Source organism: Pseudomonas sp. (genome assembly GCF_046581935.1).
Taxonomy (GTDB): Bacteria; Pseudomonadota; Gammaproteobacteria; order Pseudomonadales; family Pseudomonadaceae; genus Aquipseudomonas.
Window position 1 is genome coordinate 65,828 of the sequence record NZ_JAYGFK010000003.1, and the last position, 26,239, is coordinate 92,066.

The 26,239-nt window shown below is 60.2% G+C and carries 22 protein-coding genes; 5 read left to right on the forward strand and 17 right to left on the reverse strand.

What is annotated here, in order from left to right:
• The 3 genes from VCA57_RS02355 to yccS all read right to left on the reverse strand — a co-directional run bounded on the left by VCA57_RS02355 (position 1) and on the right by yccS (position 4,628).
• On the reverse strand, positions 1–483 hold the full coding sequence (locus VCA57_RS02355; protein WP_411183356.1) for a GreA/GreB family elongation factor: 483 nt from the start codon (positions 481–483) through the stop codon (positions 1–3).
• Between the two features lie 71 nt (positions 484–554).
• Complete coding sequence (locus tag VCA57_RS02360; protein WP_411183357.1) at positions 555–2,357, reverse strand: diguanylate cyclase domain-containing protein; 1,803 nt, start codon at positions 2,355–2,357, stop codon at positions 555–557.
• 93 nt (positions 2,358–2,450) lie between these two features.
• Positions 2,451–4,628: a YccS family putative transporter gene (gene yccS, locus VCA57_RS02365; protein ID WP_411183358.1), complete on the reverse strand. Its 2,178-nt coding sequence runs from the start codon at positions 4,626–4,628 to the stop codon at positions 2,451–2,453.
• Positions 4,629–4,789: 161 nt separating this feature from the next.
• Between yccS and VCA57_RS02370 the strand changes: the two genes are divergently transcribed.
• Entirely contained in the window at positions 4,790–5,470 is a 681-nt protein-coding gene (locus VCA57_RS02370; RefSeq protein ID WP_411183359.1) for a glutathione S-transferase, read from the forward strand.
• A 37-nt stretch (positions 5,471–5,507) separates the two neighbouring features.
• Here VCA57_RS02370 and VCA57_RS02375 read toward each other — a convergent pair whose 3' ends face one another.
• Positions 5,508–6,692, reverse strand: coding sequence for an NAD(P)/FAD-dependent oxidoreductase (locus VCA57_RS02375; RefSeq protein ID WP_411183360.1), 1,185 nt, complete (start codon positions 6,690–6,692; stop codon positions 5,508–5,510).
• Between the two features lie 132 nt (positions 6,693–6,824).
• Between VCA57_RS02375 and VCA57_RS02380 the strand changes: the two genes are divergently transcribed.
• The gene (locus tag VCA57_RS02380; RefSeq protein WP_411183361.1) at positions 6,825–7,562 is read left to right on the forward strand and encodes a substrate-binding periplasmic protein; all 738 of its coding nucleotides are present in this window, start codon (positions 6,825–6,827) and stop codon (positions 7,560–7,562) included.
• Here the strand turns inward: VCA57_RS02380 and VCA57_RS02385 are convergent, their stop codons facing one another.
• From VCA57_RS02385 to VCA57_RS02430, 10 genes are all read right to left on the reverse strand, one after another.
• Entirely contained in the window at positions 7,563–8,798 is a 1,236-nt protein-coding gene (locus tag VCA57_RS02385) for a diguanylate cyclase domain-containing protein (RefSeq protein WP_411183362.1), read from the reverse strand. It abuts the gene before it with no gap.
• Between the two features lie 64 nt (positions 8,799–8,862).
• Positions 8,863–10,242, reverse strand: a complete 1,380-nt coding sequence (dbpA, locus tag VCA57_RS02390) for an ATP-dependent RNA helicase DbpA (RefSeq protein ID WP_411183363.1) — start codon at positions 10,240–10,242, stop codon at positions 8,863–8,865.
• A gap of 230 nt (positions 10,243–10,472) precedes the next feature.
• The gene (gene nuoI, locus VCA57_RS02395; protein ID WP_411183364.1) at positions 10,473–11,021 is read right to left on the reverse strand and encodes an NADH-quinone oxidoreductase subunit NuoI; all 549 of its coding nucleotides are present in this window, start codon (positions 11,019–11,021) and stop codon (positions 10,473–10,475) included.
• 12 nt (positions 11,022–11,033) lie between these two features.
• Entirely contained in the window at positions 11,034–12,026 is a 993-nt protein-coding gene (gene nuoH / locus VCA57_RS02400; protein WP_411183365.1) for an NADH-quinone oxidoreductase subunit NuoH, read from the reverse strand.
• Positions 12,023–14,758 (reverse strand): NADH-quinone oxidoreductase subunit NuoG, encoded by a 2,736-nt coding sequence (gene nuoG / locus VCA57_RS02405; RefSeq protein WP_411183366.1) that lies wholly within the window; start codon positions 14,756–14,758, stop codon positions 12,023–12,025. The genes nuoH and nuoG overlap by 4 nt, the downstream gene beginning before the upstream one ends.
• Before the next feature lie 96 nt (positions 14,759–14,854).
• Entirely contained in the window at positions 14,855–16,204 is a 1,350-nt protein-coding gene (gene nuoF, locus VCA57_RS02410; protein WP_411183367.1) for an NADH-quinone oxidoreductase subunit NuoF, read from the reverse strand.
• On the reverse strand, positions 16,201–16,713 hold the full coding sequence (gene nuoE / locus VCA57_RS02415; RefSeq protein ID WP_411183368.1) for an NADH-quinone oxidoreductase subunit NuoE: 513 nt from the start codon (positions 16,711–16,713) through the stop codon (positions 16,201–16,203). The genes nuoF and nuoE overlap by 4 nt, the downstream gene beginning before the upstream one ends.
• 1 nt (position 16,714) lies before the next feature.
• Positions 16,715–18,496 (reverse strand): NADH-quinone oxidoreductase subunit C/D, encoded by a 1,782-nt coding sequence (gene nuoC / locus VCA57_RS02420; protein ID WP_411183369.1) that lies wholly within the window; start codon positions 18,494–18,496, stop codon positions 16,715–16,717.
• Between the two features lie 56 nt (positions 18,497–18,552).
• A complete protein-coding gene (locus VCA57_RS02425) occupies positions 18,553–19,230 on the reverse strand; it encodes a NuoB/complex I 20 kDa subunit family protein (RefSeq protein ID WP_411183370.1) in 678 nt (225 codons plus the stop codon).
• Between the two features lie 10 nt (positions 19,231–19,240).
• Positions 19,241–19,654, reverse strand: coding sequence for an NADH-quinone oxidoreductase subunit A (locus tag VCA57_RS02430; RefSeq protein ID WP_090379694.1), 414 nt, complete (start codon positions 19,652–19,654; stop codon positions 19,241–19,243).
• Positions 19,655–19,920: 266 nt separating this feature from the next.
• Here VCA57_RS02430 and VCA57_RS02435 point away from each other — a divergent pair, with 266 nt between their 5' ends.
• The 3 genes from VCA57_RS02435 (at position 19,921) to VCA57_RS02445 (ending at position 24,429) form a co-directional block, all read left to right on the forward strand.
• Positions 19,921–20,847 (forward strand): hydrogen peroxide-inducible genes activator, encoded by a 927-nt coding sequence (locus VCA57_RS02435; protein ID WP_411183371.1) that lies wholly within the window; start codon positions 19,921–19,923, stop codon positions 20,845–20,847.
• A gap of 9 nt (positions 20,848–20,856) precedes the next feature.
• A complete protein-coding gene (gene recG, locus VCA57_RS02440; protein WP_411183372.1) occupies positions 20,857–22,932 on the forward strand; it encodes an ATP-dependent DNA helicase RecG in 2,076 nt (691 codons plus the stop codon).
• Between the two features lie 90 nt (positions 22,933–23,022).
• Positions 23,023–24,429: an aminoacyl-tRNA deacylase and HDOD domain-containing protein gene (locus tag VCA57_RS02445; protein WP_411183373.1), complete on the forward strand. Its 1,407-nt coding sequence runs from the start codon at positions 23,023–23,025 to the stop codon at positions 24,427–24,429.
• Positions 24,430–24,485: 56 nt separating this feature from the next.
• Here the strand turns inward: VCA57_RS02445 and VCA57_RS02450 are convergent, their stop codons facing one another.
• From VCA57_RS02450 to VCA57_RS02460, 3 genes are all read right to left on the reverse strand, one after another.
• Positions 24,486–25,223, reverse strand: a complete 738-nt coding sequence (locus VCA57_RS02450) for a hypothetical protein (protein WP_411183374.1) — start codon at positions 25,221–25,223, stop codon at positions 24,486–24,488.
• A gap of 122 nt (positions 25,224–25,345) precedes the next feature.
• On the reverse strand, positions 25,346–25,738 hold the full coding sequence (locus VCA57_RS02455; protein WP_411183375.1) for a helicase: 393 nt from the start codon (positions 25,736–25,738) through the stop codon (positions 25,346–25,348).
• A 133-nt stretch (positions 25,739–25,871) separates the two neighbouring features.
• A complete protein-coding gene (locus tag VCA57_RS02460; RefSeq protein WP_090250753.1) occupies positions 25,872–26,144 on the reverse strand; it encodes an HU family DNA-binding protein in 273 nt (90 codons plus the stop codon).
• Positions 26,145–26,239 lie beyond the last annotated feature (95 nt).

A 26,239-nucleotide genomic window follows, 5' to 3' on the forward strand; every position in this document is an offset into this window, starting at 1 on the left:
TTACAGCACGCGTAGAATTTCGAATGTTGTCGCTGTACTGCCGAGGCGCAGTTCAATCTCGTCACCAGCGCGGCTGCCAATCAGGCGTTGGCCCAGCGGCGCGCGCGGGCTGATGACCTGAATTTGTTGTGCGCCAAGGTTGAGCTTCAGGCCGGCGCCATCCGGTCCGATAAACACGCAAGTCTCTGCGCCTTGCGCATCGCATAACCAGACTAACGCGCTCAGTTGAATGCCTTGTTGGGCATCGTAGGGGCGTAGGCGCAGTTGCTCCCACATGGCTAGCGTTTGGCGTATTTCTTCGACGCGGCGGGCTTGGCCGGCAGCCAGGTAGGAGGCTTCAAGTCCAAGGGTGTCGTATTTGTTCTCGGCGATATTTTCTTCGTGAGTTGCCGTTTCATAGGCTGTCAGAGCCGCTTGCTGGGCGTTACGCAGGTTTGCCGTGAGTTGAGCAATAACCTGTTGGTGTAAAAGCGCTTTATTCATAACCGCTACTTGATGGCACGGGGACGGCGCGCAGGTTAACGGAAAACCGTTCGTGGGGCGGCGCTGGCGAGTCAGCTAAGGGTGTTATTCGTTAGGTGAATACGGTTGCGGCCAGCGGCTTTGGCTTGATACATCGCGGCGTCAGCCCGGCGAATCAGGGTTGTGGTGTCGTCTTCGCCACGGCTCAGGGCAATGCCGATACTGGCCGCGACATGCACGGTGTGTCCTTCGAGGGGCATCGGCTGATTCAGTCGATCGAGCAGGCGTTCGGCAAGCTGCTGGACGGCCTCGGCTGAGTGCACACTTTCGCAGACCATCACGAACTCATCGCCACCCAAGCGTGCCGCTAAATCACTCTCGCGCATTTGCAGGTTAAGGCGCTGGGCGACTTCTGCGAGTACCAGGTCACCAAAGCCGTGGCCATATTGGTCGTTGATGGGCTTAAAACCGTCCAGATCAATCAACATCACGGCCAGTAGCTCCTGGCGGCGCTGGTTGCGGCTTAATGCCTGGGCCAGGTGCTGTTGCAGTGCTGTGCGGTTAGCCAGGCCCGTCAGCGGGTCGCGCAGGGCTTGCTCGCTGAGGCGCTGGTTGGCTTCCTCTAGTGCCTGGGTGCGCTCGGCCACCCGCTGTTCAAGAATCCTTTCGCTGTTTTGCAGAGCCGCCTCTCGCTGCCGTTTCAGTTCGTTGAAGCGGGCGGCCAGGGCGAAGGACAACAGGATCATTTCTAGGCTTGAGCCAATCTGCATGGAATAGAGCGTCAGGAAGTTCGACGGGATGATGGCAAAGTTACGCAGTGCTAGCAGCACCGCGCCGGCCAGCAGCATCATCCAGGCCAGGGCAAACAAGCGGGCACCTGGCACGCGGTAGCCGACGCAGACGAAGCTGGTGAGTAGGAGCATTAGCGTGACCGTCAGCCCGGTCAGCGACATGGTCTGCAAGGCGCGCTGCACCGGCAGCAGCAGGGTGGCCAGAACGGCCAAGGCAGTCGCGAAGCAGAGCACGACCAGTACACGATCCCAGCGCGGTAGCCACTTACGAGTGTCGAGGAAGCTGCGGGCGAATACCGCCGAAAGCAGTGCCGCCATTGTCAGGCTGACAGGCAGCATACGGTTGCTCCAGGGCGCTGCCTGCGGCCATAGGTATTGCGCACCGATGCCGTTGAGCGACAGTACGCTGAGGGCAAAGGCGCACATAAATAGCACGTAGTTAAGGAAGGGGCGTTCGCGTAGCGCGAGAAACAGCAGAAGGTTGTACAGGCCTAGGGCCATCAGCACGCCACAGTAGATGGCGTGCACCATGTAGCCGCGCTGGCTGTGCTGCTCGAAGTCGCTGAGCGACATCAGGCTGCCGCTCAGCGTCATGCTGCCAGCCGAGTTGACGCGTAGGTACAGGGTGCGTTGCTCGCCAGCCTGCAGGGGGATGTCGAATACCGGCGTGCGGTGGCCGACGCTGCGCTGTGAGTAGGGCACGGTATCGCCCGAGCGTGACGAGCGTATGCCGTCTGCCCCGACATCGTACAGGCGCACTTCATCCAGTGAGGGGTAGTCCAGTTCCACACGCCAGGTACGTGCTTGCGTGGCATGTGAGCGCAGCTGCAGGCGTAGCCAGACCGGCCCGCTGGTGTAGCCGAAGCTGAGGTCCTTGCGATGGCGAAAATCGGCGTCGACTTGCTGTACATCTGTCAGGGTGAGTGTGCCGCTGGGGTCGGTCAGGTAATCGGCTAGATCACTGAGGTTTTGCGCGGGTGTGTGCTCGTCGAGGCGTGTTTCAGCCTGGCTCAGGGGCATTACCAGAAGCAGGCAGAGCGCTAGCACCAGGCTGCTGAGCCTGATCGGTAAAGATCCCGTAGCGGTGTGCCTGGCGATGAGCATGGGGCGACCAAAGTGATGGACGTGCGCAGACATACTGGCAGAAAGCCTGCTCTCTACGCTAGCCATCCATTGTCGTGCCCGTTGTGTTCGAAGCTATGCCGGTGGCTGACGTTTTTGCAGGTGAGAGACCAGGGTGCGCAGCGCCCCGAGTTGCCGGCAGATCAGTGCTAGCTGGGTTTGCACCAGGCGCTGCGAGTCATCCAGGTTGTCGCTCAGTTGTTCAAGCTCAGCAGCCAGTTGTTCTTCAGCGTCACTGTGGATGGCCACTGTTTGTTCTTCGTTGAGGCAGTTGGCAATATCTTCCAGGCTGGCGGCTAACTGGCTGGCACTGGCCAGCAGCGGGTTATCGGTGCCACTCAGGCTGGTTTCGCCGCGGTGCGCGCCAAGGCCTGAGAGGTAGCTGAGTAGCGTGTGCGAGAGCACCAGAAAGCGAAAGCCGATATCTGCTTCCTTACGGAAGTGCCCGGGCTCCATCAGCATGTTGCCTAGGGTGGTCGACAGCGACGCATCAGCGTTATGTGCGTTGCGCCTGGCCAGGCGGTAGGCCAGGTCGTCGCGTTTGCCACTGGCGTACTGCTGGATGATCTGCTGCAGATAACGGCTGTTGCAGCTCAGGGTGTTGGCCAGCAAGCGGTTCAGGCGACGGCCTTGCCAGTCCGGCAGGATCAGTAACACAGCCAGGCCGGCGATCAGGCTGCCCAGCAAGGTGTCGACCAGGCGTGGAATAAACAGTCCATAGCCATTGCCGATCTGGTTGAAGCAGAACAGCACCAGTAGGGTAATCGCGGCCGTGGCCAGAGTGTAGCGGCTGCTGCGCAGGGCAAAGAACACCACACCCGCGACCACGGCAAACAGCGCCTGTACCAGTTGATTAGGGAACAGATCGAATAACGCCCAGCCGAGCAGCAGGCCGAGTACGGTGCCACTGATCCGCTGCACCAGCTTGAGCCGGGTCGCGCCGTAGTTCGGCTGGCAAACAAACACCGTGGTCAGCAAAATCCAGTAGCCCTGAGTCGGGTGAATCCAGTGCAGTACGCCGTAACCGGCTGCCAGCGCTAACGCCAGGCGCAGCGCATGGCGAAACAGCAGTGAGGTTGGGGTTAGCTGTAGGCGCAGGCGTTCCCAGACATCCTTGAGTGACTGTGGCTCACGGTCGAGCAAGCTGCTGTCTTGTTGTTCCGCCATGGCATCGGGGTTGCTGGCGTTACCCAGCAACGCATCCAGGCTATGCAGGTTGCCGGCCAGGGCGCCAAGCGAGCGCAGCAGGTGTCGCCAGGCGGGGTTGCTTTGCACGCGCAGGTGTTCGAGGGAATCATGCAAGTCATCCAGCGCCTCTCGGCACAGGTCGCGGTACTCGAACGGCTGACGCAGCTCAATGGCCTGGGCCAGGCGCTGACAGGCTTCACCATGTAAGCGCAGTAAGCGCTGGCAGCGAAACAGCACATCGCTATGGAAGAACGCTTCGGCCAGTTCGTTATACGGATAGTGTGAGGAACTGGCGCGCTCGTGAATGTCCTGGGCGAGGAAGTACAGCTTCAGGTAGCGGCTGAGCTTCGGGCCTGGGCGGCCGTTGCCGACACGGTGCAGGATAATTTCCTTGGCCGCATTCAACGCCGCCACCACCTTGCCATTCTGTTTGGCCAGGGCCAGGCGTCGCTCTTCTACATCCAGTTGGCGCAGCGGCTCGAACAGCGCCGCCTTGAGCTTGAGGTATTGGCCCAGCTCGCGGAATAGCCGCGCCAGGCTGTGTTGTATCGGCTGGTTGGCAAATAGCGCATTCCACACCACCGACAGCAAACCGTACCAAGCCGCCCCCGCAACCAGCAGCAGTGGCTCTTGCCAGAGCCCCACCTCGCCGCCGCGTTGCTCTACGCCGATCATGCTGTACACCGAGAGGATCAGTGTGGCCGCGCCGAGGGTGGCGTAGCGCTCGCCCAGCGCACCGAGCATGGTCAGGGCAAAGCTCGACAGCGCCAGCGCTACAACGAACAGCCAGGGGTAAGGGAACAGCAACTCGACGGTATAGGCCGCTGCGCTGAAACAGCCCAGGGTCACTATGAGTGCCGTCAAGCGACCCTGCCAGCTGTCATCGGTCTCGGCCAGCGCACTGGCGATGATGCCGAGGAACAGCGGAATCAGCGCATGCATCCAGTCCTGCGACCAGCACAGCAGCAAACTGCCGCCGAGGGCGATGAATACCCGCAGGCTGTAGCTGAACTTGTCCTGCGCCCACAGGCGGCGCAAGGAGTGACGGAAGGCGGGTACGCGCATGCAGGAATTGACCTTGTGAGGGGGTAAACCATAGACGTCGCTTTACCGATGCAGGTTACTGAGCCTTGCTGCGCCTGAGAAGCCCGAGCCTGAAAGCGACTTGGCAAATCAGCCAGCGTCCCGGCACTATCGGGCATCCACAATCCACTACGAGGGCTCCCATGCGTGAACTCTATGAACTCTGTGGCAGTGATCCTCAGCTGCTGTTCTCTCCTTACTGCTGGCGAGTGCGCCTGGCCTTGCAGCACAAAGGGCTGGACTTCGAGAGCCGGCCACTGATCTTTACCGATAAGGCGCCGCTGGCGTGCTCCGGGCAGACGCTGGTGCCGGTGCTGCGCGATGGTGAGCAGGTGGTGCATGACAGCGTGGCGATCTTTGCCTACCTGGACCGCACCTATCCGGCGAACCCACTGCTTGGTGATGGTGTGGCGGCTACGCGAGCGCGGCTGCTGGAAAAAGTGCTGTTTCAGAGTGTGCGCATGCCGTTGCTGAAGATTCTCCTGCCGCGTGTGCAGGGGGTGATTGCGGCGGCGGATCAGGCCTATTTTCGCAGCAGCCGAGAAAAGGCTCTGGGCATGAGCCTGGAAGCGTTCGCCGATCCGCAGGCGGGTGAGGAGGCCTTGCGTAAAGCCCTGCAACCGCTTGAGGCCTGGCTGGCGGAGTCCACCTATTTAGATGGTGAGTCGTCCGCCGGTAGCGATTATCTGGTGGCGGGGCTGCTGTTCTGGGCGTGGTGCCTGGGTACGCAGCCGTGGGCTGATGACTCGGCGGTGGATCGCTGGTTTCGGCGTTTATTGGCGCGCTATGAGGCGCAATACGGTCCAGTCCAGCGCGCGCTGTAACCGCGTGGCTAGAGGCAGCTGCGCCTGGTGCATATGCTCAGGCGTATTGTGCGGCCGCGTAAGCGGATGCCCAGGCCCATTGGAAGTTGAAACCGCCCAGATGACCGCTCACATCCAGCACTTCGCCGACGAAGTACAGCCCCGATGACTTCAGCGATTCCATGGTTTTTGATGACACCTCGCGGGTATCCACACCGCCCAGCGTGACTTCGGCGGTGCGATAGCCCTCAGTGCCGGCGGGTACCAGTTGCCAGTCGCCAAGCTGCTCGGCAATCGCCTTGAGCTCGGCGTGGGTGTACTGCTTCATGGGCTTGGAGGCGAACCAGTTGTCGGCTAGTAGTCCGGCCATTTTCTTGGTAAACAGCTCGGCCAGCAGGGTTTTTAATTCGCTATTGGGGCGTTCGCGTTGCTGCGTGGCGAGCCACTCGGGTAGGTCGATATGCGGCAGCAAATTGATGCTGATCGCCTCGCCGGGCTGCCAGAACGAGGAAATCTGCAGAATTGCCGGGCCGCTCAAGCCGCGGTGGGTGAACAGGATGTTTTCCTTGAAGCTTTGCCCGTTGCAGCTCACCACGCAATCTTCCACCGAGGTGCCAGACAACTCGTTGCACAGCTCTTTGAGCTGTGGGTCGGTGATAGTGAAGGGCACCAAACCGGCTCGCGTCGGTAGCAGCGTGTGGCCGAATTGCTTGGCCACCTGATAGCCAAAGCCAGTCGCGCCCAGGGTTGGAATCGACAGGCCGCCGGTGGCGATCACTAGGGATTCGCAGCGTATTTCGCCAGCACTGGTTTGCAGCTGATAGCCGCTGTCCAGTTTGCTGATCTCGCTGACTGAGGTGTCCATGCGCAGTTCAGCGCCGGCTTCTGCGCATTCGCTGAGCAGCAGGCCGAGGATGTCGCAGGCCTTGTTGTCGCAGAACAGTTGGCCGAGCTTTTTCTCGTGGTAAGGCACGCCATGCTTGGCCACCAGGCCAATAAAGTCCCACTGGGTGTAACGCGCCAGTGCGGATTTGCAGAAGTGCGGGTTTTCCGAGAGGAAGTTGCTCGGCTCGCAGTACATGTTGGTGAAATTGCAACGCCCACCACCGGACATGAGGATTTTCTTGCCGGGCTTGTTGGCGTGATCAATCAACAGCACCTGACGCCCACGCGCGGCCGCAGTGAGCGCGCACATAAGTCCGGCGGCACCAGCACCAATAATCACAACCTGGGGTGTAAGCACAGCTATTTCCTCAACATGCGGCGTGCGCCAAGGCTGGCGCAAAACAGCGCGCATCTTAACTGAGGACAGCGGCGTGTGACTGGGCCAGTGATCGACTAGGATTAGCTTTCTGTTGTTCTGGAGCTGCCGTTGATGAATGGGCTGCGTGTCTATCTGCTGTCGCTGGCGCTGCTGCTGCCCCTGAATGGAAACGCTGCGGAACTCTTGCGTTTGGTCGCGGACCCTTGGCCGCCGTTCAGTGACCAAACATTGCCGAATAACGGCGTGGCTTCCGACTTGGTGACCACCGCCTTGACCCGTGCCGGCTACACCACCAGCTATGTTCAAGTGCCCTGGGAGCGTGCGGTGCGTGGCTTGCAGCAAGACACTTACGATGTGCTGATCGACGCCTGGTATACCGATGAACGCGCGACTTTCGGCAATTATTCGCAGCCCTACCTGGTTAACCGCATCCGTTTGCTACAACGCAAGGGCAGCAAAATTAAGTTCAGCCAATTGCCCGATCTGTATCCCTACAGCATTGCGGTGGTGCGCGGTTATGCCTACTCCAGTGCGTTTGATCAAGACAGCCGTCTGAGCAAGGTTGGCGTGGTCAGCTTTGAAGTGGCTGCGCGAATGTTGCAGGCGCGGCGGGTACAGCTAACGCTGGAAGATGAATTGGTCGCGCGGTTCCACCTGAATCGTAGCCTGGCCGGAATTCGTGATCAGCTGGAGTTCTTGCCGCAGCCGTTAAGCGAGAACGGACTGCATATTCTGGTCAGCCGCAAGTATCCGCAGCATCAGCAGGTGGTCGACGCGTTCAATACGGCTATTGAGGCTATGCGCGCCGATGGTAGTTACGAGCAGATTTTTCAGCGCCACGGTTTGTAGTCACTGCCAGTAGTTGCGGCCACGGCCCTGGCTCTTGGCCTGATACAGGCGCTGGTCGGCCTGGTGCAGCAGGCTTTCCAGGTCGTCGGGTGCGCCATGATAGATACCGGCGCTGAACGACAAAGGTGGTGCGCCGATGGCGTACTTGAGGCTGGCGCAGTGGCGGCGTAGCTGGTCGAGGCTGTCGCTCAGGGGTTCTGCTTCTTGCTGGCTGAGCATGGCGAACTCTTCTCCCCCGAGGCGGCCGAGCTGGGCGTCGGGAAATGCACCCGCAAATGCTCTGGCGAAGCCGATCAACGCAGCATCGCCGCTGGCGTGGCCATGTTCGTCGTTGATCCGTTTGAAGAAATCTAAATCAAGCATCGCCACGCTGATATTGCGTCCATCCGCACGAGCCTGTTGTAACAGCTGCTGGCCATGTTCATAAAACGCCCGGCGGTTGTTCAGCCCGGTCAGTGCATCGAACTGTGCGGCTTTTTTTAGTGCGCGCAACAAGTCGCGTCGCTCCAGCGTCGACATTACGCGGCAGTTGAGTTCTTCCGGGCAGAAGGGTTTGCGCAGGAAGTCATCGGCACCGTGTTTGATGAACTTGGCGCTGAGCGAGCCTTTGGTATCGGCTGACAGGCCGAGAATGATCAGCTCGTGGCGCTTCATCTTCTGGCGCAATAGTTTGACCAGGTCAAAACCGCTGAGGCCAGGCATGCTGTGGTCGATTACCAGCATGTCGATATCCGGTTGTTCGTGGAGAATGCGCAGGGCTTCGTCGCCATCCCCCGCCTCGAAAATCTGATAACGGTGTGGCGTCAGCACGTGGCGGATGTAGTGACGGGTGGCGATGGAGTCCTCGGTGATAAGGATTTTCACCTCGCTGTTACTTTCCAGGCGGTGTAACAGGCGCAGGACGTATTCGTAGGAGTGCTGGCTTTCTTTGAGTACGTAATCAACCACGCCCTTGAGCAGCATCTGGTCGCGGCGCTGCTCGTTATAGGTACCGCTGAGCACGATGCAGGGCAGGTGATAGGCCATTACCACGTCGACAATCTCGCCGTCGGGTGCATCCGGCAGGTTGAGGTCGAGGATGGCGGCGAAGAATAGCTCCGCCGAGGTTTCCAGCATCATCTGGGCCTCGCCCATGGAGGCGCAAAAGACCGGCTGAAATCCGGTCTCCTTGCGAAACAGATGCTCGAGAATTTTCAGCACCAAGGGGCTGTCTTCGACCACCAGAATATTACGCAAGGGGCGCTCCTTCTCCGCTGTCCGCATTACTGCAGGCGTCTATTTAGCTCGTGTTGTTAGGCAACTATAGGGTACGAATGCGCAGTGAGCGTCCCTTAATTTTGCCTTCGCTGAGGCACTTGAGTGCCTGCATGGCCACGACACGCTCAACGGCCACATAGGCCTGGAAGTCGAAGATGGCGATTTTGCCCACCTGCGCGCCAGGGATGCCCGCATCGCCAGTCAGTGCGCCAAGAATGTCACCGGGGCGCAGTTTGTCTTTGCGTCCCGCGCCAATGCACAGGGTAATCATCGGCGGCTGCAGCGGTGCGCCGCCCTGGTGTTTCAGGCTGCTCAGCGGATGCCAGTTGAGCGGCGCCCTTTGCAGGGTTTCGATGGCCTGGGCGCGATGGCCTTCGGCAGGAGCCACCAGGCTCATGGCCAGGCCTTTTTCACCAGCACGACCGGTACGGCCGACGCGGTGAATGTGAATCTCCGAGTCGCGCGCTAGCTCGACGTTGATCACCATGTCCAGTGCGTCGATATCCAGGCCGCGGGCGGCGACATCGGTGGCCACCAGTACCGACAGACTGCGGTTGGCAAACATCGCCAGAACTTGATCACGGTCACGTTGTTCCAAGTCGCCGTTCAGCGCGGCGGCTGAGATGCCTTTGGCGGTTAGGTGATCGACCACTTCCTGGCACTGCTGTTTGGTAAAGCAGAACGCCACGCAAGATTGTGGGCGGTAGCAGTTGAGCAGTTTGACCACAGCCTCCATGCGCTCTTCCGGGGCGATCTCGTAGAAACGTTGCTCGATCTGCGTGTCGTCGTGCAGGGCGTCGGCTTTGACCTGTTGCGGGTCGCGCATAAAGGTCGCGGACAGCTGCTTGATGCCGCTCGGGTAGGTGGCGGAGAACAACAGCGTCTGCCGGCGGCTTGGGGTCTGGCTGATGATCTCGGCGATGCTGTCGTAGAAGCCCATGTCGAGCATGCGGTCGGCTTCATCAAGCACCAAAGTATTGAGGCCGTCGAGTTTCAGCGTGGCTTTGCTCAGGTGCTGTTGAATCCGCCCAGGCGTGCCGACGATGATCTGCGCACCATGTTCCAGCGAGGCAATCTGCGGGCCGAAGGGCACGCCGCCGCATAGAGTAAGAATTTTGATGTTGTCGGCAGAGCGCGCCAGGCGGCGCAGTTCTTTGGCCACCTGGTCGGCCAGCTCGCGGGTCGGACAGATCACCAGTGCCTGGCAGCCAAAGTAGCGCGGGTTGAGCGGGTTGAGCAGGCCGATGCCGAAGGCGGCGGTCTTGCCGCTGCCGGTTTTTGCCTGAGCAATCAGGTCCATGCCCTTGAGCATTACCGGCAGGCTCTGCGCCTGAATCGGGGTCATCTCGCTGTAACCGAGGGACTCGAGGTTCGCCAGCATGGCGGCGGAAAGCGGCAGAGAAGAGAAAACGGTGTTGGTCACGGTACAGGCCTGCTAAACGAAATGGCGTGCAGTGTAGCAGGCTGCGCACAGCGGCTTAGTTCTAACGGTCAGCCGGTCTTTATGAGGCTTAGAACCTTTTTACGATCTCGCGAGCTAGAGCCATGCAAGGCAGAAACAGGAGAGGAAGCGGAGTGTACTTTTGTACATGAGCATTCCGAGTCTGTTTTCAACGCAGTATCAACAAGCGCAGCAGGCATTAAACGGGCTCCTTAGGGCAGTAGGCCTTTGACGTTGATGGGTTCGGCTTCATTCTGCGCGGCACCTTTCGGCTTGCCGGCAATGGCCATACCGGCGACGCGGTAGAAGTTGTAGTCCGGGTTTTTGCCAGGGCCGCTGATAAGCAGGTCTTCTTTCTCGTAAACCAGGTCCTGCCGCTTGAACTCGCCCATTTCAAAATCAGGGGTGAGCTGAATAGCCGTGGTCGGGCAGGCTTCTTCACACAAACCGCAGAAGATGCAACGCGAGAAGTTGATGCGGAAAAAGTCCGGATACCAACGACCGTCTTCGGTTTCGGCTTTCTGCAGCGAGATGCAACCCACCGGGCAGGCCACCGCACACAGGTTGCAGGCCACGCAGCGCTCTTCGCCATCCGGGTCGCGGGTCAGCACGATGCGGCCACGGTAGCGTGGCGGCAGGTACACCGCCTCCTCCGGGTATTGCAGGGTATCGCGCTTGCGAAAGCCGTGGCTGAACACCATGACCATGCTGCGCAACTGGGTGTAGGTGCCGGTCACAACATCTTTGATGTAGCTGAACATGTGTGTTTCTCCTTACTGGGCCGTAGCCAGCACAACAGCGCCGGTCACCAGCAGGTTGATCAGAGTCAGCGGTAGGCAGAACTTCCAGCTGAAGGCCATGACCTGGTCATACCGTGGGCGCGGAATCGAAGCGCGCAGCAGGACGAAGATCATGATGAAGAAACAGGTTTTCAGGGCGAACCAGATAAACGGAATCTGTGGCAACAGGCCGAACGGGCCATGCCAACCGCCGAAGAACAGGGTCACCAGCAGCGCGGAAATGGTGATGATGCCGATGTATTCACCGACGAAGAACATGCCCCATTTCATCCCCGCATATTCAATGTGGTAACCATCGGCCAACTCCTGCTCGGCTTCCGGCTGGTCGAACGGGTGACGGTGAGTCACCGCCACGCCGGCGATAAAGAAGGTACAGAAGCCGAAGAACTGCGGAATGATGAACCACAGGTTCTGCGCCTGGTAATCGACGATATCGCGCATGTTGAACGAGCCAACCTGGGCGACGATGCCCATCAGCGACAGCGCCAGAAACACCTCGTAAGACACCGTCTGCGCCGAGGCGCGCAGCGCCCCAAGCAAGGCGAACTTGTTGTTACTCGCCCAGCCGGCAAACAGCACCGCATACACCGACAGCCCTGCCATGGCGAAGAAGAACAGGATGCCGATGTTCAGGTCTGCCACACCCCAGTTCGGGGTGACCGGGATGATCGCGAAGGCCATCAGCATCGCTGCAAAGGCGATCATCGGCGCGAGGATAAAGATAAATTTATCGGCGAACGGCGGCGTCCAGTCTTCCTTGAAGAACATCTTCAGCATGTCCGCGACAATCTGGAACATACCGAACGGCCCCACCCGGTTCGGGCCGTAGCGGTCCTGCCACCAACCGAGCAAGCGCCGCTCGACAAAGCTCAACAGCGCGCCGCAAATCACCACGGCCAGCAGAATCACGATGGCTTTGAGCACCGCGATCAGCACGTCGATCACCTCAGGCGTTAGCCAACTCATTGCGCGGCCTCCTCAATGTGGCTGACCACGGCACCGGCGATCTGCGCGGGAATACCCGGCAAGCCCACCGGCAGCCCAACGACGCCAATGGCCAGCTCTTCAGTGATCTGCACGGGCAAACGCAAGGCCTGCCCTTTAACCGTCAGGCTGAGCAGTGCGCCGTCATTCACGCCCAAGCGCTGCGCTTCGGCCTTGGCCAGCAATGCGTACGGCACGGGAATGCGCTCCTGCAGCGGCGCAGTCCCTGCCGAGGTTTCCTCGCTGCCAAACAGATGATGCAGTGCCACAGCCTGCAGCGTGCCAGGAGCAGGGTTAAAGGCTGGCGGTACGTTGAACCAGGGCAGCGCAACACCGTTGCCTGCTAGCAGACGCACGCCAGGGTCGCCGGCACGCAGGTGGCCGCCGACTTCGTCCTGAAACTTGTTCCAGGCTTGCGGCGAGTTCCAACCCGGCGACCAGGCGAATGGAATCTGCTGGCGGTCTTCCTTGCTGCCGGAATAGCCTTCCATGGAGTAGGCAAAGGCCGAATCTTTATCCTGCGGCTGACGCGGCTCGTGCACGCTGATATTGGCGCGCATCGCCGTGCGACCGCTGTAACGGTGCGGCTCGCGCGCCAGTTTCAGCCCCTTGATGCGGAACGAGGCATTAGGCGCGGCTTCGACAATGCGAGCCAACGGCTTATTAGCAGCCGCGCAGGCGGCGGTAACTTCATCCAACTGGGTCCAGTCGACCGGCTTGCCCAGGATTGTGCTGTGCAGCGCATGCAGCCAGCGCCAGCCTTCGCGGATCAGGATACTGGCGTCGTAGTAACTCGGCTCGAACACCTGGAAGAAGCGCTGGGCGCGGCCTTCGAAGCTGACCAGGGTGCCATCGCCTTCAGCGAAGCTGGCCGCAGGCAGCAGCAAGTGAGCTTTGGCGCTGGTGGCGGTCATCTGGTGATCAGCCACAATCACCAGCTTAGCAGCGGCCAGTGCGGCATCAACCTTGGCTCTCTCGGCGCGGCGATAGAGGTCGTTTTCCAGCACGATCACTGCGTCAGCCTGGCCCGTCGTCAGCGCCTGCAGCGCGTCGTCGACGGACTTGCCGGCGAAGGTTTCACCCAGCAGCAGGGCCAAGCCCATGCTGTTGGCTTCCGGTACAACCAAACTGATGGAGGCGTTCTTCTCGCGATTTTTCAGCGCGCTGGCGATGTTGGCCGCGGCTTCGATAATTTCCCGGCTACCCAACGAGGCCCCGGAGACGATCAGCGGACGCTTGGCCTCCAGTAAAGCCTCGGCAATTAACTGCACCAGCTCGACCACGTCGGCATCCAGACCATTAACGGCCGGCGCGCTAGGGTCGATGGCATGGGCCACAGCGAAACCAATACGCGCCAAATCAGCAGGCGCTGCATGCACGCAGGCTTCGGCAATATCATCCAAACGAGTCGTCGTAACGCTGGCGATAAACAACGGATTCAGCGCGTCCTGCGCGACGTTTTGCACCGCTGCCATATGCCACTCTTGAATCTTCGCTCCGGCGGCGATCTCGGTGGCTTTGCCTTTAACTGTCTGACGCAGGGCCAGGGCCAAACGCGCAGCGGTCTGGGTCAGGTCTTCACCGAGGATAAACACCGCGTCGTGTTGTTCCACTTCACGCAGGGTCGGCACGGGTAGCGGGCCGTTCTGCAGAATGTCGCTGATCAGGCGGATATGCTCCAGCTCGTCAGCGGCGATACCGCTGAAGAAGTTGGCTTCGCCAACCAGCTCACGCAGGGCAAAGTTGCTTTCCAGGCTGGCGCGCGGCGAACCGATACCGATCAGCCGTTTGCCCTTGAGCAGCTCGGCAGCCTTGTCTAGGGCCGCATCAAGGCCCAGCTGTTGATTGCCATCGGCGCTGAGCAACAGCGGCTGACGCGGACGGTCAGCGCGATTGACATAGCCATAACCGAAACGTCCACGGTCACAGAGGAAGTACTGGTTCACATCGCCGTTAAAGCGGTTCTCGATGCGCCGCAATTCGCCATAGCGTTCGCCAGGGCTGATGTTGCAGCCGCTGGAACAGCCGTGGCAGATGCTTGGGGAGAACTGCATGTCCCACTTGCGGTTGTAGCGCTCGGAGTGGGTTTTGTCGGTGAACACGCCGGTTGGGCAGACCTCGACCAGGTTGCCGGAGAACTCGCTTTCCAGCACGCCGTCTTCGACGCGGCCGAAGTACACGTTGTCATGCGCGCCATACACACCGAGGTCAGTGCCGCCGGCATAGTCCTTGTAATAACGCACGCAGCGGTAGCAGGCGATGCAGCGGTTCATCTCGTGAGAAATAAACGGCCCGAGCTGCTGGTTCTGGTGGGTGCGTTTGGTGAAGCGATAACGGCGCTGGTTGTGGCCAGTCATCACCGTCATGTCTTGCAGGTGGCAATGGCCGCCTTCTTCACACACCGGGCAGTCGTGCGGGTGGTTGGTCATCAGCCATTCAACGACGCTGGCGCGAAACGCCTTGGACTCTGCATCGTCGATGCTGATCCAGGTGTTATCGGTGGCCGGCGTCATGCAGGACATGACGATACGCCCGCGCGTGTCGTTTTCATCGCTGTACTGCTTAACCGCGCACTGGCGGCAGGCACCAACGCTACCGAGCGCGGGGTGCCAGCAGAAGTAAGGGATATCGAGCCCGAGGGACAGGCAGGCCTGCAGCAGGTTGTCCGCCCCATCGACTTCGAAATCTTTGCCGTCTACGTGGATAGTGGCCATGGTTCAGGTTTCTTCTTTACCCGCCGAAGCAGGCTTGGCTAATGGAATCACGGTGTGCTGCGGGGCCAGGTTAGTGGCCGCCAGAGCGCCATTTTTTTACGCGGGAGCGAATTGCCCCGTCGCTGCCGGAGCCGCCGCGCTGGCCACGCCAGCCTCGAACTCCGAACGGAAATACTTGATCGCACTGCCCAGCGGTTCGACGGCACCCGGTGCATGGGCGCAGAAGGTCTTGCCGGGGCCGAGAAGGTTGACCAACCCGAGCAGGGTCTGGATATCGTCCTGAGTGCCTTGGCCGCGCTCAAGAGCACGGAGAATCTTCACACTCCAGGGCAAGCCATCACGGCACGGAGTACACCAGCCGCAGGATTCGCGGGCGAAGAACTCTTCCATATTGCGCAGCAGCGAAACCATGCTGATGCTGTCGTCCACCGCCAATGCCAGGCCGGTGCCCATGCGCGTGCCAACCTTGCCGATACCGCCGGCGTACATCAGCGCATCGAGGTGCTCGGGCAGGAGGAAGCCGGTACCAGCGCCACCGGGCTGCCAGCATTTCAGCGTGTAACCGTCGCGCATGCCGCCGGCATAATCCTCGAACAACTCACGGGCGCTCACACCAAACGGCAGTTCCCACAAGCCAGGGTTCTTCACCTTGCCGGAGAAGCCCATCAGTTTGGTGCCGTGGTCTTCGCTCTCTGGTCGCGCCAGACTTTTGTACCACTCCACGCCGTTACCGACGATGGCCGGCACGTTGCACAGGGTTTCCACGTTATTCACGCAGGTTGGCTTGCCCCACACCCCGACTGCAGCGGGGAACGGCGGTTTGGCGCGCGGATTGGCGCGGCGACCTTCGAGGGAGTTGATCAGCGCAGTTTCTTCACCGCAGATATAGCGACCGGCACCGGTATGCACGAACAGCTCGAAATCGAAACCACTACCGAGAATGTTCTTGCCCAGCAGGCCGGCGGCCTTGGCTTCCTCAATGGCGCGATTCAGATTCGCCGCTGCATCGACGTACTCGCCGCGCAGGAAGATGTAACCGCGATAGGCCTTGAGCGCCCGCGCAGAAATCAGCATGCCTTCCACCAACAGGTGTGGCAGCTGCTCCATGAGCATGCGGTCTTTCCAGGTGTTGGGCTCCATTTCATCCGCGTTACACAGCAGGTAGCGGATGTTCATGGATTCGTCGGCGGGCATCAGCCCCCACTTCACCCCGGTGGGGAAGCCGGCACCACCGCGACCTTTGAGGCCAGAGTCCTTCACGGTTTGCACGATATCGGCCTGGGCCATTTCGGCGAGCGCCTTGCGCGCGGCGGCGTAGCCGTTCTTCGCTTGATACTCCTCCAGCCACACCGGTTGGCCGTCGTCACGTAGGCGCCAGGTCAGCGGGTGAGTTTCTTCACTGCGGGCGATGGTGTTAGCCGGCCCCATGGACGTCAGCGTAGTCATGCATAGGCCTCCAGCAGTTTGGCGACGCCGTCGGCATGCAGATTGCCAAAGGTGTCATCGTCAATCATCACCGCCGGCGCCTTGTCGCAGTTGCCCAGGCAGCAGACTGGCAGCAGGGTAAAGCGGCCGTCGGCACTGGTTTGGCCGAGGCCAATACCCAGTTGTTGCTGGATGCTCTCGAGAATCGACTCATGGCCGCCGATATAACAGGTCATGCTGTCGCACACGCGGATGATGTGCCGCCCCACCGGCTGGCGGAAGATCTGACTATAGAAGGTGGCCACACCTTCGACATCGCTAGCCGGGATGCCGAGAATCTCGCCGATGGCATCCGCCGCGCCATCCGGCACCCAACCACGGGCCTTCTGCACAATCTTCAGCGCTTCGATCGACGCCGCGCGCGGGTCTTCGTAGTGGTGCATTTCATGCTCAATGGCCGAGCGCTCGGTTTCGCTCAGGGCAAAACGGTCAGTCTGAATAAGTGTGCTGCTGTTGGTTGTCTGGATCATGTCAGCGGTCCACGTCGGCCATAACGAAGTCGATACTGCCCAGATACGCAATCAGGTCAGCCACCATGCTGCCGCGAATCACCGAAGGGATTTGCTGCAAGTGCGGGAAGCTTGGCGTACGAATGCGCGTGCGGTAGCTCATGGTGCTGCCGTCGCTGGTCAGGTAATAACTGTTGATGCCCTTGGTCGCCTCGATCATCTGGAAGCTTTCGTTGGCCGGCATTACCGGGCCCCAGGAAACCTGCAGGAAGTGGGTGATCAGGGTTTCAATGTGCTGCAGCGTGCGCTCTTTCGGCGGCGGCGTGGTCAGCGGATGGTCCGCCTTGTAAGGGCCAGCCGGCATATTCCGCAGGCATTGGTCGATGATCTTGATGCTCTGGCGCATCTCATCTACACGCACCATGCAACGGTCGTAGGCATCGCCATTGACCGCCAGCGGCACTTCGAATTCGAAGTTCTCGTAGCCGGAATACGGCCGCGCTTTGCGCAGGTCGAAATCACAGCCAGTGGCGCGCAAACCGGCACCCGTAGTGCCCCACTCCAGCGCTTCTTTGGTGTTGTACTGCGCCACACCGATGGTCCGCGCCTTGAGAATGCTGTTTTTCAGCGCGGCTTTTTCGTACTCGTCGAGGCGCTTGGGTAGCCAGTCGACGAACTCTTTGACCAGACGATCCCAACCGCGCGGCAGGTCGTGAGCAACGCCGCCGATGCGATACCACGCCGGGTGCAAACGGAAGCCGGTAATCGCCTCGATCACCTTATAAGCGCGCTGGCGGTCGGTGAAGGTGAAGAACACCGGCGTCATCGCGCCGACGTCTTGAATATAAGTTCCAAGGAACAGCAGATGGCTGGTGATGCGGAAAAACTCGGCCAGCATGATACGAATCACGTCGACCCGCTGCGGCACGGTGATACCCGCGAGCTTTTCCACGGCCAGCACGTACGGCAGGTTGTTCATCACCCCACCGAGGTAGTCGATGCGGTCGGTGTAAGGAATAAAGCTGTGCCAGCTCTGCCGTTCGGCCATCTTCTCGGCACCACGGTGGTGGTAGCCGATCTCCGGTACGCAGTCGACGATCTCTTCCCCATCGAGCTGCAAAATGATGCGGAACGCACCGTGGGCCGACGGGTGATTCGGGCCGAGGTTGAGGAACATATAGTCCTCGTGCTCACCGCCGCGTTTCATGCCCCAGTCTTCCGGCTTGAAGCGCGCCGCTTCTTCTTCCAGTTGCTGCTTGGCCAGGGTCAGGCTGAACGGATCGAACTCAGTGGCGCGCGCCGGATAATCCTTGCGCAGCGGGTGGCCTTCCCAGGTCGGCGGCATCATGATCCGCGTCAGGTGCGGGTGACCGGTGAAATGGATGCCGTAGAGGTCCCAGACTTCACGCTCATACCAGTTGGCGTTGGGCCAGATGCTGGTAACGCTGGGCATATTCAGGTCACGCTCATTGAGCGCCACCTTAAGCATGATGTCGCTGTTCCGCTCCAGCGACATCAGGTGGTAGAACACGGTGAAATCCGCACCGGGCAGGCCACGGCGCTGGGTGCGCAGGCGCTCATCGACGCCATGCAAGTCATACAGCATCACATAAGGGCGTGGCAGGTTGCGCAGGAAGGTCAGGATTTCGACCAACCGCTCGCGGGCCACCCACAGCACCGGCATGCCGGTACGGGTGCTTTGCGCGGTAAAGGCGTCAGCGCCAAAACGGGAATTCAGCTCAACGACCACGTCTTGGTCGTCAGGCTTGTACGGCGGAATGGACAGAATGCTGTCTGCAGTCATGATCTCGGTCGCTATCGGTCAACGGCGTCAGTAGGCGGGCTCACACGAGCCCAGGCTTACACTTCGTCGGGGCTACGCAGATTGGTTACGGCGATACGCTGTTCGCGGCGCTGTTCTTTCTGCGAAGGCATGTCAGCACGGTAAACACCTTGATCACCGACGACCCAGGACAACGGGCGACGCTCCTGGCCAATGGACTCCTGCAACAGCATCAAGCCTTGCAGAAATGCCTCAGGACGGGGCGGACAACCGGGGATATAAACGTCTACAGGCAGGAACTTGTCGACACCCTGAACCACGGAATAGATGTCGTACATGCCGCCAGAGTTGGCGCAGGAGCCCATCGAGATCACCCACTTGGGTTCCAACATCTGTTCGTACAGGCGCTGGATGACCGGAGCCATCTTGATAAAGCAGGTGCCGGCAATGACCATGAAGTCTGCCTGGCGAGGGGAAGCGCGGATAACTTCCGCGCCGAACCGTGCCACATCGTGCGGCGCAGTAAAGGCGGTGGTCATTTCCACATAGCAGCAGGACAACCCGAAGTTGTAGGGCCAGAGGGAGTTCTTGCGCCCCCAGTTCACTGCGCCGGTGAGAACATCCGAGAGCTTGCCCATGTAGATGTTCTTGTGGACTTGATCGTCTAGCAGCGGGTCGGAAACAGTCTCCCGCTCGCCGACCGGATAGCGCTCATTAGGCGCATCCGGGTCGACCCGAGTAAGTTTATATTGCATCGCCAAAGCCTCATTGTTTTAGCTTCGCCTGCCGCTCGCGACGTCCCTGAGGTGCCCAATCGAGCGCCCCGATCCGCCAAAGGTAGACAAGACCTGCCAACAGAATTGCTATAAAGACTGTAGCTTCGATTAGCCCAGCCCAGCCGCTTTCGCGCACCGAAACTGCCCAAGCGAAGAGAAAGAGGGCTTCAACGTCGAAGATCACGAAGAGCATCGCGACCAGATAGAATTTGGCTGACAGGCGCAGGCGTGCGCTGCCGACGGGCAACATGCCGGATTCGAAGGGTTCGTTCTTACTGCGTCCCCAGGCTTTGCTACCCAGCAGACTGGACAGCCCAAGCATAAAAGCAATGAGGCCGAAGACCCCAAGCAGGAACACAGCAAAAGCCCAGTTATGGGACATGGTCGTTACCGCATCAGGCATGCCGGTACTCCCTGTTAAAAGGAACGGCTTCTATAATTTTATTACTGCGAGCACTGACCCCGATTAGGGGCACCCGCTAAGTATGGGCACAATTCTATTCGTACAACACTTTAGTAACCAAATATTTTCTGTTGGTCAGCGACATTAACCCACGGCCAACCACCAGAACCGTCGCTGGAGCCTTAACAGTCCTACAGAACGGCATCAGCAGTTGGTTCCATTGAATACAGTCGCTATGCTTGGCCGCATCTCAATGGATAAAGACTATGACCCTCACTGAACTGCGCTACATAGTCACCCTCGCTCAGGAGCAGCATTTCGGCCGCGCGGCCGAGCGATGCCACGTCAGCCAACCGACGCTGTCTGTAGGGGTGAAGAAGCTTGAAGATGAGCTAGGTGTGCTGATCTTCGAGCGCAGCAAGAGCGCAGTGCGCCTGACGCCCGTCGGTGAAGGCATCGTCACCCAAGCACAGAAAGTGCTGGAGCAGGCCCAAGGTATCCGCGAGCTGGCCCAGGCAGGCAAAAACCAGATGGCTGCGCCGCTGAAAATCGGTGCGATCTACACCGTCGGCCCGTATCTGTTTCCTCATCTGATCCCGCAACTGCACCGTGTTGCTCCTCAGATGCCGCTGTACATCGAAGAGAACTTCACCCACGTGCTGCGTGACAAGCTGCGCAATGGCGAGCTGGACGCAATCATCATCGCCCTGCCCTTCCACGAAGCCGACGTGCTGACCAAACCGCTCTACGACGAGCCGTTCTATGCGCTGCTGCCGGCCGGCCACCCTTGGGCGGCGATGAAAACCATCGATAGCAAACTGCTGAATGACAAAAGCCTGCTGCTGCTCGGTGAAGGCCACTGCTTCCGTGACCAGGTGCTGGAAGCCTGCCCAACCCTGCGTAAGGGCGGCGAAGACAGCGCCAAGCACACCACGGTGGAATCCAGCTCGCTGGAAACCATCCGCCACATGGTCGCCTCGGGCCTTGGCGTGTCGATCCTGCCGTTCTCCGCCGTGGACAGCCACCACTACGCCCCCGGCGTGATTGAAGTACGCCCGCTCAGCCCGCCGACGCCTTTCCGCACCGTGGCTATCGCCTGGCGCGCTAGCTTCCCACGGCCGAATGCCATCGAAGTGCTGACTGACTCGATCCGCCTGTGCTCGGTGGCTCGCCCGCTAACGCCAAGCGCCTAAGACTCGACAATGAGCGAGCTGGCCGCCACTTCTGTCACCGCGCTAAAAGGCGTGGGCGCTGCCTTGGCCGAAAAACTCGCCAAGGTCGGCCTGGAGACCCTGCAGGACGTGCTGTTCCACCTGCCGTTGCGCTATCAAGATCGCACCCGCATCGTGCCGATTGGCGCTCTGCGGCCGGGCCAGGATGCCGTGGTTGAAGGCATAATCGCCGGCGCCGATGTGGTCATGGGTCGCCGGCGCAGCCTACTGGTGCGCCTGCAGGACGGCAGCGGCACCCTCTCCTTGCGTTTCTATCACTTCAGCCAGGCACAGAAAGAAGGCCTCAAACGCGGCACCCAAGTGCGCTGCTACGGCGAAGTTCGGCCAGGCTCTTCTGGCCTGGAAATCTATCACCCGGAATACCGCGCGCTGTCCGGCAGCGAGCAGATCGCCGTAGAGCAAACCCTCACGCCGATCTACCCGACCACCGAAGGCCTGACACAACAGCGCCTACGCCAGCTCAGCGAACAGGCCCTGGCGCGCCTCGGCCCGCACAGCCTGCCAGACTGGTTACCGCGCGAGCTGGCTGACGATTACCAGCTAAGCCCGCTCGACCAGGCCATTCGCTACCTGCACCGGCCACCGCCAGACGCCGACCTGGAAGAGCTCGCCGAAGGCCGTCACTGGGCCCAGCACCGCCTGGCCTTCGAAGAGTTACTGACCCACCAGCTGTCGTTGCAGCGCCTGCGCGAGAGCGTACGTGCGCAACAGGCTCCGGCCATGCCCATGGCAAAAAAACTACCGCAGCAATACCTGGCCAACCTGGGCTTTACCCCAACCGGCGCGCAACAGCGGGTCGGCGCGGAAATCGCCTACGACCTTAGCCAAAGCGAGCCAATGCTGCGCCTGGTACAGGGCGATGTGGGTGCCGGCAAAACCGTGGTGGCAGCCTTTGCCGCGCTACAGGCACTGGAGGCGGGTTATCAAGTGGCGCTGATGGCGCCCACTGAAATCCTCGCCGAACAGCACTTCATCAACTTCAGCAAATGGCTCGCGCCGCTGGGCCTTGAAGTCGCCTGGCTAGCCGGCAAGCTCAAGGGCAAAGCCCGCGCTGCTGCGCTGGAGCAGATCGCCAGCGACACGCCCATGGTGGTCGGCACTCACGCCCTGTTTCAGGATGAAGTGCGCTTTGCCAAGCTCGCACTGGTGATTATCGATGAGCAGCACCGCTTCGGCGTACAGCAGCGTCTGGCACTACGGCAGAAAGGCATCGGTGGGCGCATGTGCCCGCACCAGCTGATCATGACCGCCACACCGATCCCCAGAACCCTGGCAATGAGCGCCTACGCCGATCTGGATACCTCAATTCTCGATGAGCTGCCGCCAGGCCGTACCCCGGTGAATACCCTGGTGATCGCCGACAGCCGCCGCCTGGAGGTTGTCGAGCGGGTGCGCCTGGCCTGTAACGAAGGCCGGCAAGCCTATTGGGTGTGTACGCTGATTGAAGAGTCCGAGGAACTGACCTGCCAGGCTGCGGAAACTACCTTTAGTGATCTGACTGCCGCGCTGGGCGGCCTGAATGTTGGCTTGATCCACGGACGCATGAAACCCGCAGAAAAGGCTGCGGTGATGGACCAATTCAAGCAGGGCCAGCTGCAACTGTTGGTCGCCACCACGGTAATTGAAGTTGGCGTGGACGTACCCAATGCCAGCCTGATGATTATCGAAAACCCCGAACGCCTGGGCCTGGCCCAATTGCACCAGCTGCGCGGGCGTGTCGGCCGGGGCAGCGCTGCGAGCCACTGCCTGCTGCTGTATCACGCGCCGTTATCGCAACTGGGCCGTCAACGACTGGCAATCATGCGCGAGACCTGCGATGGTTTTGTCATCGCTGAAAAAGATCTGGAGTTGCGTGGCCCAGGCGAGATGCTCGGCACCCGACAAACCGGCCTGCTGCAATTTAAAGTGGCCGACCTGATGCGCGATGCCGACCTGCTGCCAGCAGTCCGCGAAGCGGCCCAGACACTACTGGAACACTGGCCGCAGCACGTCAGCCCGCTGCTTGAACGCTGGCTGCGACACGGCCAACAATACGGACAAGTGTGATACTGCAAACAGCAAATAGGTCGCCTGTAACGTTTTTTCGCCAGGCGGCTGTTTATACTCAAAGCACTGCTGCCTCTGCCGGATACCGCCATGACTGATCTCGCCCTTGCTGCCGACACCCATTCGCAACCACCAGCGGTGATTGTGCAATTGCTGGAGAAACTGGGGCTGGCCTACCAGGTCTGCCTTGATCTGCCTGGCCTACCCGCCGCGCAACGGCTGCAGGCAGTACTGCTCGACGATGCCGTTGGTGCGCTGCTGGTGCTCTTTCCGCAAAGCCAGTTACTCGACCTTAATCGCCTCACCGAACTGACCGGTCGCCAGCTCACGGCGGTCAGACCGGAGCGCCTGGAACGCATGCTCGGCAAGCACAAGCTGAAGGCGCTGCCCGGCCTGCCACCGCTGACCAGCTCACCGTGCCTGTATGACGAGCGCCTGCTGCAGGTGCCCAGCCTGTATATCGAGTCAGGCCAACCCGGCGTGCTGCTGGAGCTGACCACCGAGGCCTTCAAGAGCTTGCTGAGCAAGGCCAGTGCCGCACGCTTCGGCGAGCCGCTGAGCAATATCCGCCTGAACCTGGACCGCCCGGACGACGACCGCGCAGAAATCACCCAGGCGGTACAAGCGTTCACGGCACGCCGTATCCAGCAACGTTTAGAAGAGACCATCGAGATTCCGCCGCTGCCGGAGACCGCGCAGAAGATCATCAAACTGCGGGTTTCCCCGGAAGCCACGGTGGATGACATCACTGGTGTGGTGGAAACCGACCCCGCCTTGGCGGCGCAGGTCGTCAGCTGGGCGGCCTCGCCCTACTACGCCGCTCCGGGCAAGATCCGCTCGGTGGAAGACGCCATCGTCCGCGTGCTGGGCTTTGATCTGGTGATCAACCTGGCACTCGGTTTGGCCTTGGGTAAAACCTTGAGCCTGCCCAAAGACCAACCGCAACAAGCCACGCCTTACTGGCAACAGGCGATCTACACTGCGGCCGTGATTGAAGGGCTGACCCGCGCCATTCCGCGGGCACAACGCCCGGAAGCTGGCCTGACCTACCTGGCGGGCCTGCTGCACAATTTCGGCTACCTGGTGCTCGCGCATGTGTTTCCACCGCACTTCTCGCTGATCTGCCGCCACCTTGAGGTCAACCCGCACCTGTCGCACAGCTATATCGAGCAACACCTGCTCGGTATCACCCGCGAACAAATCGGCTCCTGGCTGATGCGCTACTGGGACATGCCAGAAGAGCTTGCTAGCGCCCTGCGCTTCCAGCACGACTCAGAATACGCCGGCGCGCATGCCGCCTATCCGAACCTGGTGTGCCTGTCGGTCAGCCTGCTGCGCAACCGTGGCATCGGTTCCGGGCCGCAGAGCGAGATTCCGCAAAGCCTATTCGACAACCTCGGCATCAGCCGCGAAAAGGCCGAAGAAGCCGTAAGCAAGGTGCTCGCCGCCGAAGTCGCCCTGCGCGAATTGGCTATGCAGTTTCATCCAGCAAAATAAGCGTGCGGTGAAGAAAACAAGGGGCCTACTGGCCCCTTGTTGGTTTACAGCAAACCTTACTTACCCAGCTGCGCGCGCCGGGCAGCAAACAACTCGGGCAAGATCCGCACGCTTTCCTCGAGCAACTGGGCAACCGCAGGCTGCTCATATAGCGCGGCATATTCGGCCAGTTTGTCACTGGGCATGCGCCGGTAGGCGTAAAGCATGAAGGACTCCACTGCCTGCGCACTGGACGCACGCAGCACGTCTTCCTGAGATTTTGTCTGGCTGCTCAAGGCTGACTCATCGAGACTTTCACCACGCGCTTGCAAGACCAGCAATGCCTGCGTCTTACCGACTTCATAACGCAGCAGGGTGGCCAAGGTCGTAGTGTGTGCGGCAGCATCCAGCCGCCGCACCAAAGCCAAGCGCTCCTCGCGTGGTGCACGCTCAACGAGCTGCTTGCGATAAGCCGTCAACCCTTCCGTACCACCCTCACCGACCGCCCGCTCGGCAGCCGTAAAGTCCTCCGCCAGCGGGCTTTCCAGCAGCTCCTGGGCGCGTTGCAGCTGTACCTGATCAAGCGTGCTACTCAGACGCTTAGCCAGATCCAGACATATCCCATCGGCAGCAAATACCTTGGCCAACTGCTCCTGCTGCTTAGCCGCCAAACCCCGCTGTACCAGCGGGGCACTCTGTTCGCAGAGCAAACGAATGCCTGCCAGCTCGAATAACGGCGCAAAAGCATCGACTTTGGCAGGGGCGGCGTAAGTAAGGGGGGAGGACAACAGCAGGGCAATCAGCAGCAGACGCATGGGCAAGCTCTCACAGTGGCTGTACCCAGCCTAGAGGCTGATGCGCTTTTAGCGCAAGCCGGATTGCCGCAAGCCCCTGCACTCGGGCGTAGCGAGTACGCCCTGGCGTGTAGAACGGCGAATCAGGCTGCCTTTTTCGCGGCGTCTTTCTTTTTCGGCATCAGGTACTTGGTCAGGCCCTGGAACCAGATAACCAGCGCGGGGTTGCCCTGAATCTGGATGTCCTTGTTCTGGATACCCTGCATAAAGGCCAACTGCTTGTTCTTCGCACTCATAGTGGCGAAACCGTAGGCCGCATCTTTGAAGCCGAGGGCGAAGGCAGGCTCAGTAGCCGTGCCGCGCTTGCTGGTGATGCGCTGGTCTTTAACGATGAAGTGACGGGCTACTTTGCCGTCCAGGGTGTGCAGTTGAAACACCATATCGCGGTCGAGCAATTGCTGTTGGAACGTTGGGTTTTCACGGCTGGCCTTGGCCATCAGGCGGCCCAGCATCCACAGAAGAAAACGGAATTTCATGCGCAAGGCCTCGCAAGGGAAAGGAAAAGGCGGCGCATTGTAGCGGTTTGTTCGGGGGACTACATCCGGCTGAAAGAAGGGTAAACAGCCTGCCAAGGAACAACCCGGAGCCAAGGACTCCGGGCCTTTAGACTCAGTTGACCGCGTCTTTCAGGGACTTGCCCGGTTTGAAAGCGACGGTATTGCTGGCTTTGATCTTTACCGGCTCGCCGGTTTGCGGGTTTTTACCGGTGCGAGCACCGCGATGGCGTTGCACGAAAGTACCGAAGCCCACCAGAGTGACGCTGTCCTTACGGTTCAGTGCATTGGTGATTTCTTCAAGTACCGCATTAAGTACACGGTTTGCCTGATCTTTAGTCAGATCCGCCTTATCGGCGATGGCGGCGGCGAGTTCCGGTTTACGCATAAATGCCTCTTACGGTTTTTTGTTGTTGTTTCCGGGCTGCTCTGCGTGAGCAGATACCAAGGCGCCGCAGCAGCTCTAGGCTGCGGCAGACTGAG